Genomic DNA, 22,559 nt, shown 5'->3' with positions numbered 1-22,559 from the left:
CTGGATTGCCCGGATACCTGCTCCTGGGTGGTGACCGTCAAGGACGGCGTGGCCACCTCGATGCGCGGCAATCCGGAGCACCCGTTCACGCGCGGCGCGCTGTGCGTCAAGGTCAACCGGTACCTGGAGCACGCGAGCGCCCCCGACCGCATCCTCTACCCGATGCGCCGGGTCGGCGCGAAGGGCGAGGGCCGGTTCGAGCGGATCACCTGGGAGGCGGCGTTCGACGAGATCGCCGCCAGGCTGCGCGCGATCGTCGCCGAGCACGGCGGGGAGGCGATCTGGCCGTACCAGGGCACCGGCACGCTCGGGTACATCCAGGGCGAGATGGGCCTGGCCGGGTGGCGGTTCTGGAACATGATCGGCGCGTCCCGGCACGACCTCAACATCTGCGCGCGGTCCGGCAACGAGGGGCTGAAGCTCACCAACGGCACCTCGGCCGGGATGGACCCGGAGACGTTCGCGCTGTCCCGGCTGATCCTGCTGTGGGGCACCAACACGCTGACCACCGGGCACCACCTGTGGAAGTTCGTGCAGGAGGCGCGGGCGGGCGGCGCGTACGTGGTGGCGATCGACCCGATCCGCACGCGGACCGCAGACCAGGCCGACGAGCACCTGCCGATCCGGCCGGGCACGGACGCCGCGCTGGCGCTCGGGCTGCTGTATGTAGTGCTGGAGGAGTGCGCGGAGGACCGCGACTACCTGGAGAACCACACGCACGGCTGGGGCGAGTTCAGGGCCGAGATCCTGAAATATCCCCCGGCGCGGGTGGCGGAGATCACCGGCCTGCCCGAGGAGTCCATCCGCGCTCTCGGCCTGCGGCTGGCCACCACCCGGCCCACCGGCATCCGCGCGACCATGGGCATCCAGCGCCACGACGGCGGCGGTACGGCGATGCGGACGATCGCCTGCATCCCCGGCGTGACCGGCGACTGGCGGCGGCCGGGCGGCGGCGTGTGCTACTCCACGGCCGACCACATGCCGATCTATCCCGACGCCCGCTTCGACCTGCTGGAGAAGCCGGTCCGCAAGCTCACCATGACCCGCCTAGCCGAGGGCCTGGAGGACACCGAGGCGCCGGTCAAGTGCCTGTGGGTGTACGCGGCCAACCCGCTGGGCAGCACCCCCGACCAAAGCCGCGTCCGCCGCGGGCTGGCCAGGGAAGACCTGTTCACCGTGGTCATGGAGCAGTTCCCGACCGACACGGTCGACTACGCCGACATCGTGCTACCGGCCACGACGCAGATCGAGCACGCCGACCTGCACGGCGGCTACGGCCACATGTACCTGGTGTGGAACGAGCCCGCCGTGCCGCCGCCCGGCGAGTGCCTGTCCACCACCGAGACCTTCCGCCGGCTGGCCCGGCACATGGGGATGACCGAGCCCGCGTTGTTCGACTCCGACCTTGAGCTGGCCGAGCAGTTGCTCGGCTCGGGCGATCCGGCGCTCTCCGGGGTCACGCTCGACCGGCTGCGCAAGGAGGGCTGGGTACGGCTGGCGGTGCCCACGCCGTTCGTGCCGTTCACGGAGGGGTTTCCGACGCCGAGCGGGCGGCTGGAGTTCGTCTCGGAGCGGGCGGCGGCCCTGGGGCTGCCCAGGGTGGCCGGGTACATCCCGCCGATGACGTCCCGGGTGACCTCGCGCGAGTACCCGCTGATGCTGGTCACGCCCGCCTCGCACACCTTCCTGAACACGATCTTCGCCAACAATCCGGAGCTGCGCCGCCGTGCCAAGGGGCCGAAGGTGCTGGTCAGCGAGCCGGACGCGGCTGCGCGCGGGCTGACGGACGGCCAGTGGGCCAGGGTGTTCAACGCGCACGGCGAGTTCACCGCCGAAGTCGAGATCAGCGACCGGGTGCGGCCCGGCGTGGCCGCGACGTTCAAGGGGCACTGGGCCAAGCTCAGCCCCGGCGGGACGAACGTCAACGCGGTGGTGGAGGAGCGCGACACCGATCTGGGCCCGGGTGTGGCCTTCCACGACAACTTCGTGGAGATCAGTCCAGCGTGAGCACGCAGTGGGTCTCGGTCACGCCGGGGTCGGAGGGCAGCGCCATCGTCCGGCCGCTCGGGGCGAACCCCTTGCTCCGGTAGAGCGCGAAGGCGGGGTCATTGGCGTCCACGACCCATAGGCCGACCCGGCGGGCGCCGGCCGCACGGGCCCAGGCCAGGGCCTCGTCCACGAGCAGCGAGCCGATGCCGCGCCCACGGTGGGCGGGATCGACCCACATGGCGATGAGGTGCGCGGTTCCGGGGACTTCGTCCCGCTCGTCCATGAAGATGCCGACCAGTCCGGCGTCCGCCCCGTCGGCCACCGCGACGTACCGCGCGGGCGTGCCCTCCGCCAGGCGGGCCTCCCACTCGGCGTCGGACATCGCGGCCTCCTTGGCGTAGGTGGAGGCGAAGGCGTGCGGCGACTCCGCCAGCGCCCTGAGCCGGATCTCGCGGAACCGCCGCCCCTCGCCCACCGTCAGGCGATCGATCACCACATCACTCACGTTCTCCCCCAAATCACCGGGCTACCGCCGCAATCGTAACGTTCAAGATCGTGACTCGCCGGGAAGGACCGCCCTGTCAGGGCGGGTAGGGGGTCAATCAGGGTTTGTCCCCGATGTGAGGTGACGAGTCGATGGCGCACTCTTGGGATATGAACGAAAAGCAACTGAGCCGGGGCGAGGAGATGTCGCTCGCCGGCGCGGCCCTGCGGGGGGCGCCTTGGAAGGCCGCCGTGATCAGCGGTGGCGCGGTGGCCGCGGCCAGCCTGACCATGGGGTGGCTGCTACCCGGCCCCGCGAGCCCGACCTGGGCGCTGTGCCTGGGGATCACGCTGTTCACGCTGGTCGCGGCCGTCGGGGCGATCGCCCGGCCCGACGTGAGCGACCGGGTCACCCGGCAGGCCCGGGTGTGGTCGCTGCGGCACCCCTTCAAGTTCGCGCTCTATCCGGCCGCAGCCGCCGCGATCCTGATGTACCCGGTGCAGCTCATCCTGGACGGCAACGGCATGTTCGGCGCGGCGTGGGACGCCGTGTGGGGCGGCGCGGTGGTCTATCTGATCGCCGGGGTGCTCGCCGTGGCGCTCAAGGGACGTGCCGTCCAGCCCCGCTGAGGTGGCCGTACGCGAGCCGGCCCCATCAACCGCACAGGCGCCGGCAGACCCGAAACAGACACAGGCAGACCCGAAACGACTCGACGCCCTCGGGGGCCGGCATGGTCACCCATGCCCGATCGTCAGGACCACGATGGTCCTGCGGCGACCCGGCCCCGAGGGCGGCGAAGCGACCGGCCCGCTCAGTGCCCCGCACCCGCGATGTTCAGCCCGACCACGCCGGTCAGGATGAGCCCGATGGACACGATCTTGACGATCGAGGCGTCGTCGCCGAGCAGCAGGATGCCGACCACCGCCGTACCGACCGCGCCGATGCCGGTCCACACCGCGTAGGCGGTGCCCACCTCCAGGCTCTTCAGCGCCATCGCCAGCAGCCCGAAGCTCAGCACGGCGAACACCCCGAAGGACACCGCCCACCACACCTGGGTGAACCCGTGGCTCATCTTCAGCGAGTACGCCATCGCGACCTCGAACACTCCGGCGGCGATGAGAATCAACCAGGCCATGCCTCTTCTCCCTCTCACGGACGGCTGTCGATGCGTCGTCTTGTCGGAGCCGGGTACGGCGCGTCTCGTCCGGGAGGCTGGGCCTCAACTCGCACGCTAGCAAACGTCCCCCGACAGGGTGAACGGTCCCCTGCGGCATACCCTGGTTGACCCGGTTACTGGCGGGTAGCATCCTAGGAGAGGTTACTGACCAGTACGTAACATGCTGATGGAGCGGGGCCATGGGTCATTACAAGAGCAACGTACGCGACCTCGAATTCAACCTGTTCGAGGTGTTCGGCCGCGGGGACATCCTGGGCACCGGCCGCTACGCCGACCTCGACGAGGACACCGCGCGCAGCATCCTGGACGAGGTGAACCGGCTGGCCACCGGCACGCTGGCCGACTCGTTCGAGGACAGTGACCGCAACCCGCCGGTGTTCGACCCCGCCACCTCCTCGGTGACCATGCCGGAGAGCTTCAAGAAGTCCTACCAGGCGCTGATCGAGGGCGGCTGGGCGCAGATCGCGCTGCCGCCCGAGCTGAACGGCCCCGGCGTGCCGCCGAGCCTCGTGTGGGCGGTCTCCGAACTGGTCCTCGGCGCGAACCCGGCCGCCTACATGTACGCCGGGGGCGCCAGCTTCTGCCACACCCTGTGGACGGTCGGCACCCCCGAGCAGAAGCGCTTCGCCGAACTCGCCATCGAGCGCGACTGGGCCGCCACCATGGTGCTGACCGAGCCGGACGCCGGTTCCGACGTGGGCGCCGGCCGTACCAAGGCGATCAGGCAGCCGGACGGCACCTGGCACATCGAGGGCGTCAAGCGGTTCATCACCGGGGCCGAGCACGACCTGAGCGACAACATCGTCCACCTGGTGCTGGCCCGTCCCGAGGGCGCGGGGCCGGGCACCAAGGGCCTGTCGATGTTCGTCGTGCCGAAGTACCAGGTGGACCTCGAAACCGGCGAGCTGGGCGAGCGCAACGGCGTCTACGTGACCAACCTTGAGAAGAAGATGGGCCTGAAGGTCTCCACGACCTGCGAGCTGACCTTCGGCGAGCGGCACCCCGCGGTCGGTACGCTGGTCGGCGACGTGCACGAGGGCATCAAGCAGATGTTCATGATCATCGAGCATGCCCGGATGACCGTCGGCACCAAGGCCATCGCCACCCTGTCCACCGGCTACCTCAACGCGCTGGCCTTCGCCAGGGAGCGGGTGCAGGGTGCGGACCTGACGCAGATGACCGACAAGGCCGCCCCCCGCGTCACCATCGTCAACCACCCCGACGTACGGCGTGAGCTGATGATGCAGAAGACCTACGCCGAGGGCATGCGGGCCCTGGTGCTGTTCACCGCGACCTGGCAGGACGCCATCCGGCTCGACCCGGACGACACCGCCGCGCACGCCATGAACGACCTGCTGCTCCCCCTGGTCAAGGGGGTCGGCTCGGAGCGCTCCTACGAGATGCTGACCCGCTCGCTACAGACGCTGGGCGGCTCGGGATACCTCCAGGACTACCCGATCGAGCAGTACATCAGGGACGCCAAGATCGACTCCCTCTACGAGGGGACGACCGCGATCCAGGGCATGGACCTGTTCTTCCGGAAGATCATCCGCAACCAGGGCGGCGCGCTGCGCTCGCTGGTCGGCGAGATCGAGGCGTTCGCGACCTCCGAGGCGGGCAACGGCCGGCTGAAGGAGGAGCGCGGGCTGCTGGCCGAGGCCGTCGCCGACGTCACCGCGATGGGCGACACGATGGCGCACTGGGCGCTCTCCTCGCTGGAGGCGCCCAGGGAGATCTACAAGGTCGGGCTGAACACCACCCGGTTCCTGCTGGCGCTGGGCGACCTGGTGATCGGCTGGCTGCTGCTCCGGCAGGCCGAGGTGGCACTGACGGCGCTCGCCGACGGCGACACCGACCGTGCCTTCTACTCCGGCAAGGTGGCGGGGGCCGCGTTCTTCGCGCAGAACGTACTGCCCCGGCTGGCCGCCGAGCGCCGCGCCCTGGCCGCCACCGGGCTGGACCTGATGGACCTGCCCGAGGACGCCTTCTAGAACCGCTCGCGGCGGCCTGACCCGCGCCAGAAGCCGGGTCAGGCCATCAGGGCGGGCAGGGTGCCCTCGTGGGTGGTGCGCAGGGTGTCGATGGGGATGTCCAGGACGCCGGGGATCGACAGCGCCGCGCCGCCCGTGGTGCCCAGTGTCGTGCAGGGCACCTCGTGCTTGCCGCACAGCGCGGCGAAGGCGTCGAACGACTCGGGGCGTACGGTGACCAGCGCCCGGCTCGCCGACTCGCTGAACAGCGCCACGAACGGGTCGTCGCCCGGCGGCAGGCTGACCGTCGCGCCGACCCCGTGGGCCAGGCACGACTCGGCCAGCGCCACCGCGAGCCCGCCGTCGGACAGGTCGTGCGACCCGGTCAGCAGGCCGCGCGCGGCGGCCTCGGTGAGGACGGTGGCCAGGGCCCGCTCGACCTCCGGCTGGAACCGCGGCGGCAGGCCGCCCAGGTGCCCGTGCTCGACATGCGCCCACTCCGAGCCGCCGAACTCCGCGGTCGTCTCGCCGAGCAGCAGGACCCGCTCATCGGGGCCGGTGAACCCGTGCGGCACGCGCCGGCGTACGTCGTCGAGCACGCCGAGCACGCCCACGACCGGCGTGGGGTTGATGGCGGCCGACCCGGTCTGGTTGTAGAAGGACACGTTGCCGCCGGTGACCGGCACGCCGAGCGCCCGGCAGGCGTCGGCCAGCCCGCGTACCGCCTCGGCGAACTGCCACATGACCTCGGGGTCTTCCGGAGAGCCGAAGTTGAGGCAGTTGGTGACGGCGAGCGGGCGCGCGCCGGTGACGGCGACGTTGCGATAGGACTCGGCCAGCGCGAGCTGCGCGCCGCAGTAGGGGTCGAGCCGGGCGTACCGGCCGTTGCCGTCGGTGGCCAGAGCGATGCCGCGCACGGTCTCGGACGCGCCCGGCATGACCTCGCCGATGCGTAGCACGCCCGCGTCGGCGGGCTGAGCGAGCACCGTGTTGCCGCGCACGTATCGGTCGTACTGGCTCGTCACCCACTCCTTGGAGGCGAGGTTGGGCGAGCCGAGCAGGCGCAGCAGCGTCGCGCCGAGGTCGCCGGGGCGGGCCAGGCGGGACGGGTCGTCGGCGTTGAGCGCGTGCTGCCCGGCGGGCTCCGCGTAGGGCCGCTGGTAGACCGGCCCCTCGTCAGCGGCGGTGCCCGGCTCGATGTCGACGATGGTCTCGCCGTGCCAGGTCATCACCAGCCGTCCGGTGTCGGTGACCTCGCCGATCACCGTCGCCGGGATGTCCCACTTGCGGCAGATCTCCATGAAGGCCGGGATGTCCGCGGGCGTGACGACCGCCATCATCCGCTCCTGCGACTCCGACATCAGGATCTCTTCGGGACGCAGCCTGGGGTCGCGCAGCGGCACGAGGTCCAGCCGGACGTCCATCCCGCCGGTGCCCTTGGCGGCCAGCTCGGTGGTCGCGCAGGCGACGCCGGCCGCGCCGAGGTCCTGGATGCCGACGACCACGTCGGCCGCGAACAGCTCCAGGCAGCACTCGATCAGCAGCTTCTCCATGAACGGGTCGCCGACCTGCACGCTCGGCCGCTTGGCCTGCGACTCGTCCTCGAAGGTCGCCGAGGCGAGCACGGACGCGCCGCCGATGCCGTCAGGGCCGGTGAGCGCGCCGAACAGGACGACCTGGTTGCCCGGCCCCGGCGCGGTGGCCAGCTTGATCTGGTCTTTCCGCAGCAGGCCGACGCAGAGCGCGTTGACCAGCGGGTTGCCGATGTAGCAGGGGTCGAACACGACCTCGCCGCCGATGTTGGGCAGGCCCAGGCAGTTGCCGTAGGAGCTGATGCCCTCGACCACGCCGGGCAGCACCCTGCGGGTGTCGGGCGCGTCGGCCGCGCCGAACCGCAGGGAGTCCATCACCGCGACGGGGCGGGCGCCCATGGACATGATGTCGCGCACGATGCCGCCGACGCCGGTGGCCGCGCCCTGGTGGGGCTCGACGTAGGAGGGGTGGTTGTGCGACTCGATCTTGAAGGTCGCCGCCCATCCGTCGCCGATGTCGACCACGCCCGCGTTCTCGCCCATGCCGACCAGCAGGGCCTCGGACTCGGGGGCCTTGGTGCCGAACTGCCGCAGATGCACCTTGGAGGACTTGTAGGAGCAGTGCTCGCTCCACATGACGCTGTAGATGGCCAGCTCGCTGCTGGTGGGCCGGCGGCCGAGGATGTCGCGCACCCGCTGGTACTCGTCGTCCTTCATGCCCAGCTCGGCGTACGGCTGCGGCTCCCGCGGGGTCTCCGCGGCGCGGCCAACAGAGTCGATCATGCGTTCACCATGGCCTTGAGGAGGGACGTGAAGAAGCCGAGCCCGTCGGTGCCCGGCCCGCCGGTGAGGTCTTCCAGGGCGTGCTCGGGGTGCGGCATCAGGCCGACGACGTTGCCCGCCTCGTTGCTGATGCCCGCGATGTCGTTGAGCGAGCCGTTGGGGTTGCCCAGGTAGCGCACGACCACCCGGCCGCCGGACTCCAGCGCCGCCAGCGTCTCGGAGTCGGCCACGTAGCGGCCCTCGCCGTGCTTGATCGGGATCACGACCTCCTGGCCGCGGGTGTAGGCGGAGGTCCAGGCGGTGGCGGTGGACTCGACGCGCAGCCGCTGGTCGCGGCAGATGTAGTGCAGGCCGGCGTTCTTCACCAGCGCGCCGGGCAGCAGGTGGGCCTCGCACAGGATCTGGAAGCCGTTGCAGGTGCCGAGCACCGGCAGCCCGGCGCGGGCCGCGGGCACCAGCTCGCCCATCAGCGGCGCGAACCGGGAGATGGCCCCGCAGCGCAGGTAGTCGCCGTAGGAGAAGCCTCCGGGGAGGAACACGGCGTCCACGCCGCGCAGGTCGGTGTCGGCGTGCCACAGCGGCACCGGCTCGGCCCCGGCGTGCCGTACGGCACGCGCGGCGTCCTGGTCGTCCAGTGTCCCCGGAAAAGTGACCACGCCCACACGGGCAGCACTCATCGCCGTATTTCCCCTCCGCGCACCAGGGCGCCGCCGACATGCTTGCGACATGAAGGCTACCCGCGGTCAGACAGCGGCCAGTGCCAGGTCTCGGCTCGCCGCCGCCTCCTCGTCCCAGGAAAGCCGTTTACGCAGGTGAACCGTGGTGCCACGGCCAGGCTCACTGTTGAAGAAGATCTCATCGACGACCGCCTGCATGATCAGGATGCCGCGGCCGTTCTCCATGTCGGCGGGCGGACAGCGGTCGGGGACGACGGTCAGGCCGAGCCCCCGGTCGATGACCCGCAGATCGCAGCGGCCCTCCCCGATCGCGGCGAGCACCTGGTAGCGGTTGGCCGGCCCCCCGTGCCGTACCGCGTTGGCGCACGCCTCGGAGGCGGCCAGCAGGATGTCTGCGACGCAGGTCTCGGCCACGCCGAGCGAACGCAGGGCATCGCCCAACACTCGGCGGACCATCGGAATACCTACTGCATCTCGTGGAAGAGCCAGCGAGAACTCGATGTCCACCCGAGTCCCTCCCCGTCGCGGATCGTCACCTTGACAAGGCTTCCCCGAGAAATCGGGCCTAACCGCAAAATAACGCTGTTGTTATTTACTGTTGGTCAACCTGTGGGATTGTGGCACGTCCTGAGCCCGCTTTACGTCATGCTGTGCAAGCTTTGTGCGTCAAATGTGCTATTTTACTCCGCCGGCTCGCCCTCGACGCGAACGGTGAAGTCCTCGATCACGGGATTGGCCAGCAGGGTCTCGGCCATCTTTCGGATGTCCGCAAGCGCGGCCTCGTCGGCGGGGCCGTCCAGCTCGATCTCGAATCGCTTGCCCTGGCGTACCGTGGAGACGCCGGAGAACCCCAGGCGCGGCAGCGCGCGGGCGATGGCCTGCCCCTGCGGGTCAAGGATCTCGGGCTTCAGCATGACGTCGACGATGGCGCGCGCCACGGTGTTCCTCCAGGGTGGGGCGGGGATGAGCGGCTCCAGGCTACTCCAGGCCGGGGGATGTGCCGAGCAGGTGGTACGAACGTGTGATGTGCCGCACATCGGGCACATCTGGAGCGGGCCACAGGGGAAGGACATGAAGTGGACGCATGAAGTGGACAGGGCTCGGGTCTTGCGCACCCCGCTGTGGCCTCTGCCACGATGTGCACATACGCGCACGGCCCACAACCATCTGGGGCGTACGTGTGGGCAACCGGCCGAATGTGGATGGCGATCCCATCCGCCCGGCCCCGAACGTACAGGAGCGGCACGTGACGACCGACGCCTCTCACGATTTCACCAGACCGGCCACAGGGGCGTTCTCCCCGGCGAACACGGGGACGGACGAACCTCCTCTCGTCCAGCTTCTCACCCCTGAGGGCGAGCGGGTCCACCACCCCGACTACGACATCGATCTCACCCCGGACGAGGTCAAGAGCCTCTACCGCGACCTGGTCATGGTCCGCCGCGTCGACCTGGAGGCGGTCTCGCTCCAGCGGCAGGGCGAACTCGGGCTCTGGGCCTCACTGCTCGGCCAGGAGGCCGCACAGGTCGGCTCCGGCCGGGCGCTGACCAACGCCGACATGGCCTTTCCCACCTACCGCGAGCACGGTGTCGCCTGGTGCCGCGACGTGGACCCGGTCAAGCTGCTCGGCATGTTCCGCGGCGTGAACCACGGCGGCTGGAACCCGGCCGAGCACAACTTCCACCTCTACACGATCGTCATCGGCACCCAGACCCTGCACGCCGTCGGCTACGCCATGGGCATGCAGCGCGACGGCGCGGTCGGCGAGGACGGTTCGGCCACCATCGTGTACTTCGGCGACGGCGCCACCTCCCAGGGCGACGTCAACGAGGCGTTCACCTGGGCCAGCGTGTTCAACGCGCCGGTCGTGTTCTTCTGCCAGAACAACCAGTGGGCGATCTCCGAGCCGCTGGAGAAGCAGACCCGCATCCCCCTCTACCGGCGGGCCAGCGGCTTCGGCTTCCCCGGCGTCCGGGTGGACGGCAACGACGTGTTCGCCTGCCTCGCGGTGACCACGCAGGCGCTCAAGGCCGCCCGCGAGGGCCAGGGCCCCACCCTGATCGAGGCGTTCACCTACCGGATGGGCGCGCACACCACCTCTGACGACCCGACCCGGTACCGGGTCGCCACCGAGCTGGAGGCGTGGAAGCTCAAGGACCCGATCGAGCGCGTCAAGGCGTACCTGTTCAAGAACCGGCTCGCCGACCAGGACTTCTTCGACGCCGTGGACACGGAGGCCGACGCACTCGGCCGTGACGTGCGCAAACGATGTCTGGAGCTGCCCGACCCCGACCCGCTGGCGATGTTCGAGCACGTCTACTCCGAGCCGCACGCGCTGACGGCGGAGGAGCGCGACCAGTTCGCCGCCTACCTGGCCGGATTCGACGACGACGCGGCCGGAGGTGAGACCCGATGACCACGCTCAGCCTGGGCAAGGCGATCAACGAGAGCCTGCGCAAGGCCATGGAGGACGACCCGAAGGTCCTGGTCATGGGCGAGGACGTCGGCAGGCTCGGCGGCGTGTTCCGGGTCACCGACGGGTTGCAGAAGGACTTCGGCGAGGACCGCGTCATCGACACCCCGCTGGCCGAGTCCGGCATCGTCGGCACCGCGATCGGCCTCGCGCTGCGCGGCTACCGGCCGGTGTGCGAGATCCAGTTCGATGGGTTCGTGTTCCCGGCGAGCAACCAGATCATCACCCAGCTCGCCAAGATGCCGATGCGCTCGCTCGGCGCGCTCAAGCTGCCCGTGGTGATCCGCATCCCCTGCGGCGGCGGCATCGGCGCGGTCGAGCACCACAGCGAGTCGCCCGAGGCGTACTTCACGCACACCGCCGGCCTGCGCGTCGTCGCCTGCTCCAACCCGGTGGACGCGTACTCCATGCTCCAGCAGGCCATCCGCTGCGACGACCCGGTGATCTTCTTCGAGCCCAAGCGGCGTTACTGGGACAAGGCCGACGTGGACATCTCCGGCGCGGAGGACTGGAAGCCGCTGGACAAGGCGTCCGTCGTACGGCGGGGCGACGACCTCACCATGCTCGCGTACGGGCCGATGGTGAAGACCTGCCTGGAGGCCGCTGCCGCCGCCGAGGAGGACGGGCGGTCCATCGAGGTGGTGGACCTGCGTTCGCTCAACCCGCTGGACACCGCGACGGTGGCCGAGTCGGTCGGCCGTACCGGGCGGTGCGTGGTGGTCCACGAGGCCCCCATCTACAGCGGTTTCGGCGCCGAACTCGCGGCGCGGCTCACCGAGCTGTGCTTCTACCGGCTGGAGGCCCCGGTGATCCGCGTGGGCGGGTTCTCCACGCCCTACCCGCCCTCCCGCCTGGAGGACCACTACCTGCCCGACCTCGATCGCGTGCTGGACGCGGTCGACCGATCCTTCGCCTACTGAGTCGCCTTCTGAGAGCGCTGAGAGGGAACACCGCATGCGACGCGAGTTCAAGCTGCCCGACGTCGGCGAGGGCCTGACCGAGGCGGAGATCGTCCGCTGGCACGTACGCCAGGGCGACACGGTGAAGCTGAACCAGATCATCGTGGAGATCGAGACGGCCAAGGCCGTGGTGGAGCTGCCGTCCCCTTTTGAGGGGACGGTTTCCGGGCTGCTGGTCGAGGAGAGCGCGACGGTGGATGTGGGCACGCCCATCATCACCATCGACGACGGGTCCGCCGAGGAATCCACGGAGAAGGCCGAGGCCCCCAAGGCTTCCGAGGCTCCTAAGGCTTCCGAGGAGAAGCGGACGCCGGTACTGGTGGGATACGGCGTCAAGGCCGGAGCCTCCAAACGCCGCCCCCGCAAAACCGCCGCTGCCGCCCCGCCTGAGGTCAGTGAAACGCCGGAAGTGCCGGAAGTGCCGGTCGCGCGGGGGGCGTCCGCGCCCGGCGTACTGGCCAAGCCGCCCGTGCGCAAGCTGGCCAAGGACCTCGGGGTGGACCTGGCGTCCCTCACCGGTACCGGACCACAGGGCACGATCACCCGCGAGGACGTCCACGGCGCGGCGGCGGGCACCACCACCGCCCCCGTGGCCGAGCCCGTCCCGGCCGGAGCGGCGGAGGAGCGCATCCCGGTCAAGGGCGTACGGCGGGCGACCGCGCAGGCCATGGTGGCCTCCGCGTTCTCCGCGCCGCACGTCACCGAGTTCCTCCAGGTGGACATGACCGAGACGATGGACACGGTGCGCCGGTTGCGCACCTTGCCCGACTTCGCCGAGGTCAAGGTCTCCCCGCTGCTGCTGGTGGCCAAGGCCCTGCTGGTCGGCGTACGCCGGCACCCCATGGTGAACTCCGCCTGGGACGAGCGCGCCCAGGAGATCGTGGTCAAGCACCGGGTGAACCTCGGCATCGCCGCCGCCACCCCGCGCGGGCTGATCGTCCCCAACATCAAGGACGCGCACGCGCTGTCCCTGGTGGACCTGGGCAGGGCGATGCAGGCCCTGGTGGAGACCGCCAGGGCGGGCAAGACGCAGCCGGCCGACATGTCCGGCGGCACGATCACGATCACGAACGTGGGCGTGTTCGGCGTCGACGCCGGCACCCCGATCATCAACCCGGGCGAGTCCGCGATCCTGGCGTTCGGCCAGATCAGGGACCTGCCGTGGGTGGTGGACGGGCAGATCGTACCGCGCAAGATCTGCACGCTGTCGCTGTCCTTCGACCACCGGATCATCGACGGCGAGCTGGGGTCGCGGCTGCTGCGCGACGTCGGCGACATGCTGGAGGATCCGCTCCGCGCGCTCGCCTGGTCCTGACACGCCGGTACGGTACGGCCGGGCCCGCGGTGGCCCGGCCGTACGGTACCGCGTAGGGTTCAGGGGCACACGCGACGCAGGGAACGAAGGGTACGGGTACGCCGATGCTCCGCCATGTGGTGCTGATGAATTGGACCGAAGCGGCGACCGGCGAGCAGGTCGCGGAGATCGCCCGCCGGCTGCGCGAGCTGCCCGCGGCCATTCCGGAGATCCGGGCCTACCACTGCGGCGATGATCTGGGCGTCAACCCCGGCAACGCGAACTTCGTGGTCACCGCCGACTTCGACTCGGTGGACGACTACATCGTCTACCGCGACCACCCTGCGCACCGGAAGGTGATCGACGAGCTGATCGCGCCCATCCTCGCCTCCCGCACCGGCGCTCAGTTCTCGCTGGACGGCTGAAGGCCACCCAGTTCGCGCTGGGCCGCTGAAGGCCGCTCAGTAGTTCGCGCTGGGCCGCTGAGAGTCGCCGAGGTCGAGCCCGGCCAGCCGGTCGCGGTCGGAAAGGATGTCGATCGCGGCGATCCGCCCGTCCACGACGGTGAAGCTCATGACCGAGACGATCTCGCCGTCGATCGCGTTGACCAGGCCCGCGACACCGTTGACCAGCGCGGGCGTACTGACCGTGGCGCGGGCCGTCCGCCCGAACATGGTCGCCCGGCCGGCCACCGCCGACCGTCCGCGCACGATCTGCAGGCCGCCGGGCAGCGCCGCCCCGCCGTCCACGCGCAGCACGACGTCCGGATCGAGGATGCTCAGCAGGGCCTCGAAGTCGCCACCGTGTGAGGCGGCCAGGAACGCGTCCACCACCCGACGCTGCGCGACCGGGTCCGGATCGGGCTCGGGGGTGGTCCCCCTGACCCGCCTGCGGGCGCGGCTCGCGAGCTGCCTGGCGGCGCCCGGCGTACGGTCGATGACCGGCGCGATCTCCTCGAACGTCATCCCGAACATGTCGTGCAGCACGAAGGCCAGCCGTTCCGCCGGGGTCAGCGACTCCAGTACCACCAGCAGCGCCGGCCCCACCGAGTCGGCGATCATCGCCCGCGTCTCGGGATCCGCGCTCTCCACCCTGCCGACCACCGGGTCCGGCAGCCCCTCCGCCAGCGGCTCCTCCCGCCGCTGCCGCCGCGAGCGCAGCATGTCCAGGCACACCCGCCCGACCACCGTGGTCAGCCAGCCGCCCAGGTTGTCGATCTCCCCGGCATCGGACCGCGCCAGCCGCAGCCACGCCTCCTGCACCGCGTCCTCCGCCTCCACCGGCGACCCGAGCATCCGATAGGCCACCGCCTTCAACCGCGCCCGGTGCTCCTCGAACCGCTCCGCCACGAATTCCCGTCCATCCATACCCGTCCCCTTCACGCCCATGGTCACCCCGCATGACGAACCGAACCCCCCCGATGTGACACCCCCGCCCGGCCGGGGCACGGTACCTTTGGGTACTGGAGGGATCGCATGCCTGGTCCGAACGTTGCCCCTTTGAAAGTCGACGCCGAAACCGATCGGCTCATCTCCCACGGCGCACACTTCCTGCACATCACCAAGAAGGAGTTCGTCGCCCAAGCGGTGCGCGTCTACCTGCAAGTCCGGCAGTCCGAGCTGCACGCGGCCATGCAGGAGGCCATGCGGCAGCTCGACGGCTCCCATACCGCCCGGGTGGCGCTGCTGTCCGGCCTTACCAAAGAGCAGATCGACGAGCTCGGCGGAGTGGAGGAGTGAGCCGGACGCGTCCCACTATCCGCTGCCTCCGAGAAGACCTCGGAATCACCAAACTCCCCCCGGCACGCGTGCCTCTCGACGAGGTGGACCATCCGTTGCTACGCAAGGCATCGGCCCAGTTCGCCGGTGACGGTGCGCGGGAGCGCATCGCGTCCATCGACGATGTCGTCCTGTTCAAGGTCAAGATCCAACGGTGGCGGGGTGCGGTCTGGAGCGACATCCGATGCCCGTGGCTGGTCGCCGCAGGCCGGCGCGAGGACGGCAGCCCCGACGACTTCTATGCGGTTCTCGCCGAGCGCGGCCGCCAGGCACGCAAGGTCCGCAACCATGCCGAGACACCTCCATTGACCACGGACACCTGCTCGACGAATCTGCTGCCCGGCCTGCTCGATGAGGCCCGAATGCGGTTGGAAGACGCCGAAAGGCAAGTCCTGCGTCTCGAAGCCGCCGTCCGCGGCCTGGTCGTCAATGCCTTGTTGACGGGCCGCGAGCAATGCGAAGAGCTTGCCGGCTACACGCTGGCGATCCTGGTCCGCGCCGAGGAAGGCCACGAGACCTACGTCGGCGTCCGGATAATCGGCCAGGTCACGATCGCCGACCAAGCGGTCATCCTCGACGCCGTGCCCGGCTGCGAGCGGGACAGCTGGTACCCCGACGTGATGCCTCATCGTGAAACCGCGGCGGGAGAAGTCATCTGGTCCAACCTCATGGACCCGCACGCGGCGGCGGCCCTCCTCGACGGGCCCGAGTAACGCCGAAGAGTCACCTGGCCCTCACCTTGCCAGGCGGGTGATCCATGCCTTCCTCTGCCGTCGCACGGGCACTGGGCGGGACCGGTCCGGGTGGGGGCGGTTTATGGTGCCGGGGCTGGGCGGGGCTGTGGAGGGGAGCCGGTGGTGGATGAGGCGGAGAAGGCGCGGCGGGGGCTTGGGACCGCTCGGTGGATCATGTTCGCGCAGGCCGTGCTGTCGTTGCTGCTCTGGGGCGTTCAGGTGGTCGCGTTCGCGGACCAGGCCGGGCGTGGGCGGGAGGTGCCCGGGTGGATTTGGCCGCTGGCGGTCGTGGATCTGGTGGTGATCGGGCTCACCGCGCTGGCCGCAGTGTACCTGCGCAGCCGTTCGTGGGCCCGGCGGCTGGGCGTGGGGGTGGAGGGCGTCCGGGCCGGGATCTCGTTGATCCCCATGATCACAGGGGGCGTTCAGGCGGTGGGCGCGGCGGTGCTGGCGGTCGTGGTGATCATGCTGATCCTCAGGTACGACCGGGTCTTCCCCGCCCCCGGCGCCCCTGAGGCGGAAACGCCCGACCACGACTGGCCGCCGCCGCGCGGCACCTGATGGTGATCAGGGCCAGGCGCACAGGGCGGCGGTGGCGACGGTGAGGAGTTGTTCCGTGGTCGCGCCGTCGCGGGCCTGCTGGGACATCCCCGCCAGCACCGCTCCGTAGAACTGCGCCAGCGCGCCCGCGTCGGTCCCGGCCGGGAGCCTGCCCGCGTCGATGTCGGCCTGGATGCGCCGCCGGAACTCCGCGATGCCCGCCGTACGGCGGGCCCGTAGAAGTTCGACGACCTCGGGCGTCGTACTGTTGTCCCCGGCGCTGAAGACCAGGCACCCCGGCGGGTGCCCCTCGCGGGTGAAGGCTTCGGCGGACTCCCGGAGGACTCGCGCGATCGCCTTCTCGGCCGTCGGCTCCTCGCGCAGCGCGATGCGGGCGAATTCGCCGTCGCCCCCCGTGTAGACGGTGACGGCCTCGTCGAACAGCCGCCGCTTGTCGCCGAACGCCGCGTACAGGCTGGGCGCGCCGATCCCCATCGCCTGGGCGAGTTCGGCGATCGAGGCCCCCTCGTACCCCCGCTCCCAGAAGATCGTGATGGCTTCGCGCAGCGCCTTGTCCCGGTCGAAGGACCTGGGTCTGCCGCGCTGCCTCATCGCCACGCCCCAATTCTATAGCGCTCACTAGATAATGTGCTAACGTCCATTTTTGTATCGGCCACTACAGAAAGGATCATCGGGCGAGATGAGCGCACTGAGCGGTAAGACGGCGCTGGTCACAGGGGCGAGCAGGGGCATCGGCCGGGCCATCGCGCAACGGCTGGGACGCGACGGCGCCCGGGTCGCCGTCCACTACGGCAGCAACGAGGCCGCCGCCGAGGAGACGGTGGCCGCGATCGAGGCGGGCGGCGGCTCGGCCTTCGCGGTCCGGGCGGAACTGGGCGTTCCCGGCGACGCCGGCACGCTGTGGACGGAGTTCGACCGGCACGCCGACGGCCTCGACATTCTGGTGAACAACGCCGGGATCACGCTGCAAAAGCAGATCGCGGAGGTCGGCGAGGCCGAATTCGATCAGCTTTTCGCGATCAACGCCAAGGCCCCGTTCTTCATCGTGAAGGAGGGCTTGTCCCGCCTGCGGAACGGCGGGCGGATCATCAACGTCTCGTCGGGCGTGACCCGGGTCGCGACTCCGGACACGATCGCGTACTCGATGACCAAGGGCGCGCTGAACGTACTGACCCACACCCTCGCCGCCGCACTGGGCTCACGCGACATCACGGTCAACTCGGTCGCCCCCGGCGTCATCGAAACCGACATGAACGCAGCCCTGACCGAGGAACATCTGGCCGCGGCGCGAGCCGCCTCCACGTTCAAGCGGCTCGGCACACCCGACGACATCGCGGACATCGTCGCCTTCGTCGCCTCGGACGACGCCCGCTGGGTCACCGGCCAGTACATCGACGCCACGGGCGGCGCGAAACTGGGGGTGTGAGGCCCCCGCCGTGGTCCGAGGGGCCGGGCGGCGCGGCTATCCGTCCAGGGCACGGGCCATTTCGATCACCTGGGCGGATGCCTTGGCCACCGAGCCGGTGTCGAACGGGGGCTCCGGGTCGTACTCGGTGTAGAGCTGGATCGCCTGGGCGGTCACCTCGTCGGTGAGCAGGGCGGCCAGTTGGATGGCCATGTCGATGCCCGAGGAGACCCCGGCCGAAGTGATCACCCGGTCCTGCCGGACCACCCGCTCGGCGGTGTAGACGGCGCCGTACGACTCCAGGTCGGCGATCGCGTTCCAGTGGGTGGTGGCGGTCAGGCCCTTCAGCAGCCCGGCCGCGCCGAGCACCAGGGCACCGGTGCAGACCGAGGTGGTGAAGCGGGTGCCCGCGTGGATCCGGCGCACCCAGTCGAGGAAGGCGGGGTCGTCCATCATGGTCAGGTGACTGCCCCCGCCCGGGATCAGCAGGACATCGCAGCTCTCCACCTCGGAGTACCTGGTCGGGACGTGGACCGGCAGGGCGCCCAGCACGTCCTGCACCGGGCCCGGTTCGTCCGTGACGAACCGCACGTTGGCTCCGGGCATGTACCCGAAGATCTCGTACGGTCCGATCGCGTCGAGCGGCTCGAATCGGTCGAAGAGCGGGATCACGATGTCCATGTGCCGCAGCATAGCCACCGCCCGAGCGCCGGCCTGGCCGGGCCTGCCCAGGAAGATCCCTGGACAGGCCCGGTGCAGGTCAGACGCCGAACGGCGGCGGATAGACGATGGTGCCCGCGGGTACCGGAACGGTCTCGTCGAAGACGAGGGCCATCATCGCCTCGTCCGGCACCTCGAAGGAGGGACGGATCCCGTAGGCCGAGGCCCGGGTGAAGCCGAAGCGCGGGTAGTAGCCGGCGTGGCCGAGCACGAGGACGAGGTTCTCGCCCTTGTCACGCGCGGCCTGGAGCCCCGCGCGGATGGCGGCCGAGCCGGCCCCCTTGCCCTGGTACCGCGGCAGCACGGCACACGGGCCCAGGGCCAGGGCGGGCGCGTCGTCGACGTGGCAGCGGGTGAGCAGCGCGTACCCGGCCACGGTGCCGTCCGGGGCCTGGGCGACGATGGACAGCTCCGGTGACCAGGCCGGATCGACGCGCAGCGCCTCGATGAGGTCGGCCTCAAGCGGCGTGGGGAAGGCGCCGAGCGCGACTTCGCGGATCAGCGGGACGTCCTGCGGGGTCTCGGGCCGGGTGATCCAATTGGACGACATGATGAGTCGCCTTTCTCTGTTGTCAGGGGAAAGTTCGGGATGATGCGCGGGCTGCGGGCTGCGGGCTGCGGGCCGCGGGCCGCGGGCCGCGGGGCATGGTGGCCCGGCGACCCGCGCCCGGGGCTACGACCGGCGCTGCCGGTCCCGGAAGGCGTACGTCTCGCGCAGCGAGCGCGTGATCGTCTTCTTGCGGTCGTCGTGCCGGGCACGCAGCCGCGCGTCGTTGCGTGAGGTGGCCCAATCGTTCTCGCGCTGGAGCTTGCGGTAGCTGGCCAGGCGGCGCTCGCCGAGGTCACCCGAGGCGATGGCGGCCTGGACGGCGCAGCCCGGCTCGGAGTCATGGCCGCAGTCGCCGAACCGGCACCCCAGGGCCAGTTCCTCGATGTCGGCGAAGACCTGTTGCAGGCCCTCGTCGGCGTCCATGAGCCCCACGCCGCGCAGCCCGGGGGTGTCGATCAGCACGCCACCGCCGGGCAGCGGGACCAGCAGGCGGCGGACCGTGGTGTGCCTGCCCTTGCCGTCCTGCGCACGGACGGCGCCGGTCTCCAGGGTCTCGGTACCGAGCAACGCGTTGCCGAGCGTGGACTTGCCCGCTCCGGACGGCCCGAGCAGCACCACGGTGCCGGTGATCACCGCACTGAGCACATCGATGCCCTCGCCGGTGGCGGCGCTGGTGGCGACGATCTCCACGCCCGGGGCGAGTTCCGCGACGGTGTTCATGGCCTGGACGGGATCGGCCGTCTGATCGGCCTTGGTCAGCGCGATCACGGGCAGGGCGCCGCTCTCCCACGCCAGCGCGAGCAGCCGCTCGATCCGGCTGGGATTCAGCTCCCCGGCGAGCGAGACGGCCAGCACCGCCGTGTCGACGTTGGCGGCCAGCACCTGCCCGTGCGAGGAGCGTGACGCCGACGACCGTACGATGACGCCGCGCCGCGCCAGCAACGCGACCAGCTCCGGCGGCTCCGGCGGCTCCGGCTGCTTCGGCGGCTCCGGCTGGTGACCGAGGGACAGCGCCGCCCAGTCGCCGGTGCAGGGTGACGAGATCGGATCCGGCGCTTCCGGGAGCGCGAGGCGGGCCCGCAGTGGGCCGGTTTCGGTGATGACGTCGCAGGCGCCGCGATCGACACCGACCACCCGGGCGGGAACGAGCCCCGCTGAGCGGTGGGGGGCGAAGGACTCTTCGAGCCCTGCGTCCCAGCCGTACGCGGACAGCCCATCATCGGAAGAATGATGGAAAGACAATGGAATGGAACCCTTTGCGGAAAGGGGCCCTGGCGACTACGGCGGAGATCGGCTCAGAAGGTCAGCCAAGGCCCGGGGACGTGAGGATGGACCGGGTGCCGCAGACAGCGGCCATCACCACGACGGTCATTCAACCTCACCTCCCTCTTCGGGTTCCTGTCGCCACGAACGTGTCTTCAATGGGGAAGGTAACATCAGTACCCGCTCGCCGCAAACGGCCGGCGGCGAGCAGCAGTAGCGGCAGCAGTAGCGGCAAAGGTCATTCACGGAAGTGAGGATCTACGATGAGCGCGAAGCTGAGCATTGCCACCTACGCCTACGAACACACCGAGGCGCTGTTCGACGGCCGGGTCACGATCGACGGGGTGGACGCCACCCTCCATACGGCGCCGCTGGTCTCGGACATCTTCCGCGGCATGCTCGAAGGCCGCTACGACGTGGCGGAGTTCGGCCTGACCTACTTCCTGCGCTCCTTCGACCCGGAGAGCCTGGAAGGCGCGCCGTTCATGGCACTGCCGATCTTCCCGAACCGCAACTTCCGGCACTCGGCCGTCTTCGTGAACACCGCAGCGGGGATCACCAGGCCGCAGGATCTCACCGGCAGGACGATCGGCGAGTTCGCGCTGTTCGGTCATGACGCGGGGGTGTGGCTCAAGGGCATCCTGTCCGACGAGTACGGCGTGACCTTCGATCGGTGCCGCTGGGTCATCGGGGGCACCGACCACCCCATCCCCACGTTCGACTGGGTCCCGCAGCCGGTGCCGGACGGGGTGGACGTACGGCACGCAGCCGACGGCGAGACCCTGGGCGCGATGCTCGAATCCGGCGAAATCGACGCACTCATCTCGGTCGACGTCCCCCGGTCCCTGCTGAACGGCTCGACGAAGATCGCCCGCCTCTTCCCCGACTACGAGAACGTGGAGCGCGACTACTACCGGCGTACCGGGATCTTTCCTCCCATGCATATCGTCGCCGTCCGCAAGGAACTGGTCGAGCGGACCGACATTCTGAAGTCGGTCTACCGTGCCTTTGGCGAGGCCAAGGAGCTCACCCAGCAGAAGTACCGCCAAGACGCCCTGAAGCAGCACATGGGCGTCATCACCCCCTGGTTCAGCAGGCACTTCGAGGAGAACAGGACCCTCCTCGGCGAGGACTGGTGGCCCTACGGCCTCACCGCCAACCGCAAGGCCGTCGACACCTTCCTGCGCTACCACTACGAGCAGGGACTCTCCAAGCACCTGCTGACCAGCGAGGACATCTTCGTCCCCGCTTTCCTCGACACCTGAGCGGCATAAAGGCGGGTCGACGACGAATTCCGATCCATCCTCGGGGATGCGGGCAGCACTTGGAGTGGATCAGGTGACCCTCGCTGAAGATGGGGCCATCCCACGGACGTGGTGAGCACGGGGCATCTGCGGAGGGCTGACCGCTGTAGTCAGGTCCATCCCCATGGGCGTGGGGAGTACCGCGCGGAGGGGGAACACGCCATCGGCTGGGCCGCGGTGATGCTCGGCGTCGGTCCATCCCCACGGGCGTCGGGGAGCACACCGGTGAGGGGGAGCGAGATCCTGGCGGCCGTGGTCCATCCCCACCGGCGTGGGGAGCACCCTTTGCGAGCAGCAACGATACAGCCGAGCTGCTGTGGTGTGGTGTGGTGTCGGGATTTGTCGGTGATCAACTTTTCTATTGTGGTGGCGGTGTCCAGGGGAATGGCGAATCTTGTGGGACGGAGCCTGCGATGAGTGCTGGGACCTGCGCGAATGTGATTTCTGCGAGCGCCGTCCCCCTCTGAAAGTGGAGGCACCCATTGGGGTCGGTGCTCGGCTTGGTCCTCGGAACCTGTCGGGGTGCGTGTTACGGCAGGGCCGGTGGCGGCAGCGTCGGGCGGAGCCCGACATGGGAAACAGGGCTGAGCGAAGCGAAGGCGATTGGGCGCGGAGCGCGGCGGGCCCGCCGGAGGCGGGGGTATCGCCCCGGAGAGGCGGGGGCGGCGGTGGGTAATGGCGAAAAAGCATAAGACGGTGCGATGGTCTGGAAGGGGCCGGGTCAGCCGGTGCTGGAACGGCGCGCGGCCATGACACACGCGAAACGCCGGATATCAGGGCGGTAGGGGGCATAGACCGGCGGCGAGTTGGGGGCCTGCCGTACGTGCGAGTCTGGCTGCCAGGCGGTGCAGGGCGTGTACACCGCCATAGACGGAGAGGTCGGGCGGAGCCAGGCATCAAGGAGAA

Annotated in this window: 23 protein-coding genes and 1 riboswitch; of the genes, 12 read left to right on the top strand and 11 right to left on the bottom strand. The window is 70.0% G+C overall.

The window, feature by feature from the left end:
- Positions 1 to 27: 27 nt before the first annotated feature.
- Positions 28 to 2,007 carry a molybdopterin-dependent oxidoreductase gene (locus ACH34R_RS12360; protein ID WP_397561502.1) on the top strand — a complete coding sequence of 660 codons (1,980 nt, stop codon included), beginning with the start codon at positions 28 to 30 and terminating at the stop codon, positions 2,005 to 2,007.
- On the opposite strand, the gene ACH34R_RS12355 is transcribed toward ACH34R_RS12360, so the two are convergent.
- Entirely contained in the window at positions 1,994 to 2,494 is a 501-nt protein-coding gene (locus tag ACH34R_RS12355; RefSeq protein ID WP_397561501.1) for a GNAT family N-acetyltransferase, read from the bottom strand. The genes ACH34R_RS12360 and ACH34R_RS12355 overlap by 14 nt on opposite strands.
- Positions 2,495 to 2,643: 149 nt before the next feature.
- Here ACH34R_RS12355 and ACH34R_RS12350 point away from each other — a divergent pair, with 149 nt between their 5' ends.
- On the top strand, positions 2,644 to 3,102 hold the full coding sequence (locus tag ACH34R_RS12350; protein ID WP_397561500.1) for a hypothetical protein: 459 nt from the start codon (positions 2,644 to 2,646) through the stop codon (positions 3,100 to 3,102).
- A 182-nt stretch (positions 3,103 to 3,284) separates the two neighbouring features.
- Here the strand turns inward: ACH34R_RS12350 and ACH34R_RS12345 are convergent, their stop codons facing one another.
- Complete coding sequence (locus ACH34R_RS12345) at positions 3,285 to 3,608, bottom strand: DMT family transporter (RefSeq protein WP_397561499.1); 324 nt, start codon at positions 3,606 to 3,608, stop codon at positions 3,285 to 3,287.
- Between the two features lie 29 nt (positions 3,609 to 3,637).
- Positions 3,638 to 3,697, bottom strand: a riboswitch (guanidine-III (ykkC-III) riboswitch).
- A 132-nt stretch (positions 3,698 to 3,829) separates the two neighbouring features.
- On the opposite strand from ACH34R_RS12345, the gene ACH34R_RS12340 reads away from it, so the two are divergent.
- Positions 3,830 to 5,641, top strand: a complete 1,812-nt coding sequence (locus ACH34R_RS12340) for an acyl-CoA dehydrogenase (RefSeq protein WP_397561498.1) — start codon at positions 3,830 to 3,832, stop codon at positions 5,639 to 5,641.
- A 38-nt stretch (positions 5,642 to 5,679) separates the two neighbouring features.
- On the opposite strand, the gene purL is transcribed toward ACH34R_RS12340, so the two are convergent.
- The 4 genes from purL to purS all read right to left on the bottom strand — a co-directional run bounded on the left by purL (position 5,680) and on the right by purS (position 9,550).
- On the bottom strand, positions 5,680 to 7,935 hold the full coding sequence (purL, locus tag ACH34R_RS12335) for a phosphoribosylformylglycinamidine synthase subunit PurL (protein ID WP_397561497.1): 2,256 nt from the start codon (positions 7,933 to 7,935) through the stop codon (positions 5,680 to 5,682).
- A complete protein-coding gene (gene purQ / locus ACH34R_RS12330; RefSeq protein WP_397561496.1) occupies positions 7,932 to 8,612 on the bottom strand; it encodes a phosphoribosylformylglycinamidine synthase subunit PurQ in 681 nt (226 codons plus the stop codon). The genes purL and purQ overlap by 4 nt, the downstream gene beginning before the upstream one ends.
- Positions 8,613 to 8,678: 66 nt before the next feature.
- Positions 8,679 to 9,068 (bottom strand): ATP-binding protein, encoded by a 390-nt coding sequence (locus ACH34R_RS12325; RefSeq protein WP_397561495.1) that lies wholly within the window; start codon positions 9,066 to 9,068, stop codon positions 8,679 to 8,681.
- Between the two features lie 224 nt (positions 9,069 to 9,292).
- Positions 9,293 to 9,550 (bottom strand): phosphoribosylformylglycinamidine synthase subunit PurS, encoded by a 258-nt coding sequence (purS, locus tag ACH34R_RS12320; RefSeq protein ID WP_397561494.1) that lies wholly within the window; start codon positions 9,548 to 9,550, stop codon positions 9,293 to 9,295.
- Between the two features lie 308 nt (positions 9,551 to 9,858).
- On the opposite strand from purS, the gene pdhA reads away from it, so the two are divergent.
- From pdhA to ACH34R_RS12300, 4 genes are all read left to right on the top strand, one after another.
- Entirely contained in the window at positions 9,859 to 11,028 is a 1,170-nt protein-coding gene (pdhA, locus tag ACH34R_RS12315; protein WP_397561493.1) for a pyruvate dehydrogenase (acetyl-transferring) E1 component subunit alpha, read from the top strand.
- Positions 11,025 to 12,005: an alpha-ketoacid dehydrogenase subunit beta gene (locus ACH34R_RS12310; RefSeq protein WP_397561492.1), complete on the top strand. Its 981-nt coding sequence runs from the start codon at positions 11,025 to 11,027 to the stop codon at positions 12,003 to 12,005. The genes pdhA and ACH34R_RS12310 overlap by 4 nt, the downstream gene beginning before the upstream one ends.
- Positions 12,006 to 12,039: 34 nt before the next feature.
- Complete coding sequence (locus ACH34R_RS12305; RefSeq protein WP_397561491.1) at positions 12,040 to 13,359, top strand: dihydrolipoamide acetyltransferase family protein; 1,320 nt, start codon at positions 12,040 to 12,042, stop codon at positions 13,357 to 13,359.
- A gap of 104 nt (positions 13,360 to 13,463) precedes the next feature.
- Positions 13,464 to 13,763, top strand: a complete 300-nt coding sequence (locus ACH34R_RS12300; protein WP_397561490.1) for a Dabb family protein — start codon at positions 13,464 to 13,466, stop codon at positions 13,761 to 13,763.
- Between the two features lie 36 nt (positions 13,764 to 13,799).
- Here the strand turns inward: ACH34R_RS12300 and sigJ are convergent, their stop codons facing one another.
- Positions 13,800 to 14,705, bottom strand: a complete 906-nt coding sequence (sigJ, locus tag ACH34R_RS12295) for an RNA polymerase sigma factor SigJ (RefSeq protein ID WP_397561489.1) — start codon at positions 14,703 to 14,705, stop codon at positions 13,800 to 13,802.
- A gap of 132 nt (positions 14,706 to 14,837) precedes the next feature.
- On the opposite strand from sigJ, the gene ACH34R_RS12290 reads away from it, so the two are divergent.
- The 3 genes from ACH34R_RS12290 to ACH34R_RS12280 all read left to right on the top strand — a co-directional run bounded on the left by ACH34R_RS12290 (position 14,838) and on the right by ACH34R_RS12280 (position 16,411).
- Positions 14,838 to 15,077: a hypothetical protein gene (locus ACH34R_RS12290; RefSeq protein WP_397561488.1), complete on the top strand. Its 240-nt coding sequence runs from the start codon at positions 14,838 to 14,840 to the stop codon at positions 15,075 to 15,077.
- Positions 15,078 to 15,145: 68 nt separating this feature from the next.
- Complete coding sequence (locus ACH34R_RS12285; protein ID WP_397561487.1) at positions 15,146 to 15,829, top strand: hypothetical protein; 684 nt, start codon at positions 15,146 to 15,148, stop codon at positions 15,827 to 15,829.
- 144 nt (positions 15,830 to 15,973) lie between these two features.
- Positions 15,974 to 16,411: a hypothetical protein gene (locus ACH34R_RS12280; protein WP_397561486.1), complete on the top strand. Its 438-nt coding sequence runs from the start codon at positions 15,974 to 15,976 to the stop codon at positions 16,409 to 16,411.
- A 6-nt stretch (positions 16,412 to 16,417) separates the two neighbouring features.
- On the opposite strand, the gene ACH34R_RS12275 is transcribed toward ACH34R_RS12280, so the two are convergent.
- On the bottom strand, positions 16,418 to 17,002 hold the full coding sequence (locus ACH34R_RS12275; RefSeq protein ID WP_397561516.1) for a TetR/AcrR family transcriptional regulator: 585 nt from the start codon (positions 17,000 to 17,002) through the stop codon (positions 16,418 to 16,420).
- 88 nt (positions 17,003 to 17,090) lie between these two features.
- Between ACH34R_RS12275 and ACH34R_RS12270 the strand changes: the two genes are divergently transcribed.
- Positions 17,091 to 17,837 carry an SDR family oxidoreductase gene (locus ACH34R_RS12270; RefSeq protein WP_397561485.1) on the top strand — a complete coding sequence of 249 codons (747 nt, stop codon included), beginning with the start codon at positions 17,091 to 17,093 and terminating at the stop codon, positions 17,835 to 17,837.
- Positions 17,838 to 17,873: 36 nt separating this feature from the next.
- Here ACH34R_RS12270 and ACH34R_RS12265 read toward each other — a convergent pair whose 3' ends face one another.
- The 3 genes from ACH34R_RS12265 to rsgA form a co-directional block, all read right to left on the bottom strand.
- Complete coding sequence (locus tag ACH34R_RS12265; protein WP_397561484.1) at positions 17,874 to 18,497, bottom strand: DJ-1/PfpI family protein; 624 nt, start codon at positions 18,495 to 18,497, stop codon at positions 17,874 to 17,876.
- 79 nt (positions 18,498 to 18,576) lie between these two features.
- Positions 18,577 to 19,086: a GNAT family N-acetyltransferase gene (locus tag ACH34R_RS12260; RefSeq protein ID WP_397561483.1), complete on the bottom strand. Its 510-nt coding sequence runs from the start codon at positions 19,084 to 19,086 to the stop codon at positions 18,577 to 18,579.
- A 123-nt stretch (positions 19,087 to 19,209) separates the two neighbouring features.
- The gene (gene rsgA, locus ACH34R_RS12255) at positions 19,210 to 20,328 is read right to left on the bottom strand and encodes a ribosome small subunit-dependent GTPase A (protein ID WP_397561482.1); all 1,119 of its coding nucleotides are present in this window, start codon (positions 20,326 to 20,328) and stop codon (positions 19,210 to 19,212) included.
- 284 nt (positions 20,329 to 20,612) lie between these two features.
- Here rsgA and ACH34R_RS12250 point away from each other — a divergent pair, with 284 nt between their 5' ends.
- Positions 20,613 to 21,614 carry a hypothetical protein gene (locus ACH34R_RS12250; protein ID WP_397561481.1) on the top strand — a complete coding sequence of 334 codons (1,002 nt, stop codon included), beginning with the start codon at positions 20,613 to 20,615 and terminating at the stop codon, positions 21,612 to 21,614.
- Positions 21,615 to 22,559 lie beyond the last annotated feature (945 nt).

Origin of the sequence: Spongiactinospora sp. 9N601 (genome assembly GCF_044326295.1) — a bacterium.
GTDB classification, from domain to species: Bacteria; Actinomycetota; Actinomycetes; order Streptosporangiales; family Streptosporangiaceae; genus Spongiactinospora; species Spongiactinospora gelatinilytica.
The sequence above is the reverse complement of the archived record's forward strand: the minus strand, read 5'-3'. Positions and strand labels throughout refer to the sequence as shown.

Excerpts from the sequence above, each read along its gene's own strand:
- sigJ (WP_397561489.1), bottom strand. The coding sequence starts at position 14,705 with ATGGATGGACGGGAATTCGTGGCGGAGCGGTTCGAGGAGCACCGGGCG.
- ACH34R_RS12270 (WP_397561485.1), top strand. The coding sequence starts at position 17,091 with ATGAGCGCACTGAGCGGTAAGACGGCGCTGGTCACAGGGGCGAGCAGG.
- ACH34R_RS12350 (WP_397561500.1), top strand. The coding sequence starts at position 2,644 with ATGAACGAAAAGCAACTGAGCCGGGGCGAGGAGATGTCGCTCGCCGGC.
- purL (WP_397561497.1), bottom strand. The coding sequence starts at position 7,935 with ATGATCGACTCTGTTGGCCGCGCCGCGGAGACCCCGCGGGAGCCGCAG.
- purQ (WP_397561496.1), bottom strand. The coding sequence starts at position 8,612 with ATGAGTGCTGCCCGTGTGGGCGTGGTCACTTTTCCGGGGACACTGGAC.
- ACH34R_RS12310 (WP_397561492.1), top strand. The coding sequence starts at position 11,025 with ATGACCACGCTCAGCCTGGGCAAGGCGATCAACGAGAGCCTGCGCAAG.
- ACH34R_RS12345 (WP_397561499.1), bottom strand. The coding sequence starts at position 3,608 with ATGGCCTGGTTGATTCTCATCGCCGCCGGAGTGTTCGAGGTCGCGATG.
- ACH34R_RS12275 (WP_397561516.1), bottom strand. The coding sequence starts at position 17,002 with ATGAGGCAGCGCGGCAGACCCAGGTCCTTCGACCGGGACAAGGCGCTG.
- ACH34R_RS12250 (WP_397561481.1), top strand. The coding sequence starts at position 20,613 with ATGAGCGCGAAGCTGAGCATTGCCACCTACGCCTACGAACACACCGAG.
- ACH34R_RS12325 (WP_397561495.1), bottom strand. The coding sequence starts at position 9,068 with ATGGTCCGCCGAGTGTTGGGCGATGCCCTGCGTTCGCTCGGCGTGGCC.
- ACH34R_RS12265 (WP_397561484.1), bottom strand. The coding sequence starts at position 18,497 with ATGGACATCGTGATCCCGCTCTTCGACCGATTCGAGCCGCTCGACGCG.
- ACH34R_RS12340 (WP_397561498.1), top strand. The coding sequence starts at position 3,830 with ATGGGTCATTACAAGAGCAACGTACGCGACCTCGAATTCAACCTGTTC.
- ACH34R_RS12300 (WP_397561490.1), top strand. The coding sequence starts at position 13,464 with ATGCTCCGCCATGTGGTGCTGATGAATTGGACCGAAGCGGCGACCGGC.
- ACH34R_RS12305 (WP_397561491.1), top strand. The coding sequence starts at position 12,040 with ATGCGACGCGAGTTCAAGCTGCCCGACGTCGGCGAGGGCCTGACCGAG.
- ACH34R_RS12260 (WP_397561483.1), bottom strand. The coding sequence starts at position 19,086 with ATGTCGTCCAATTGGATCACCCGGCCCGAGACCCCGCAGGACGTCCCG.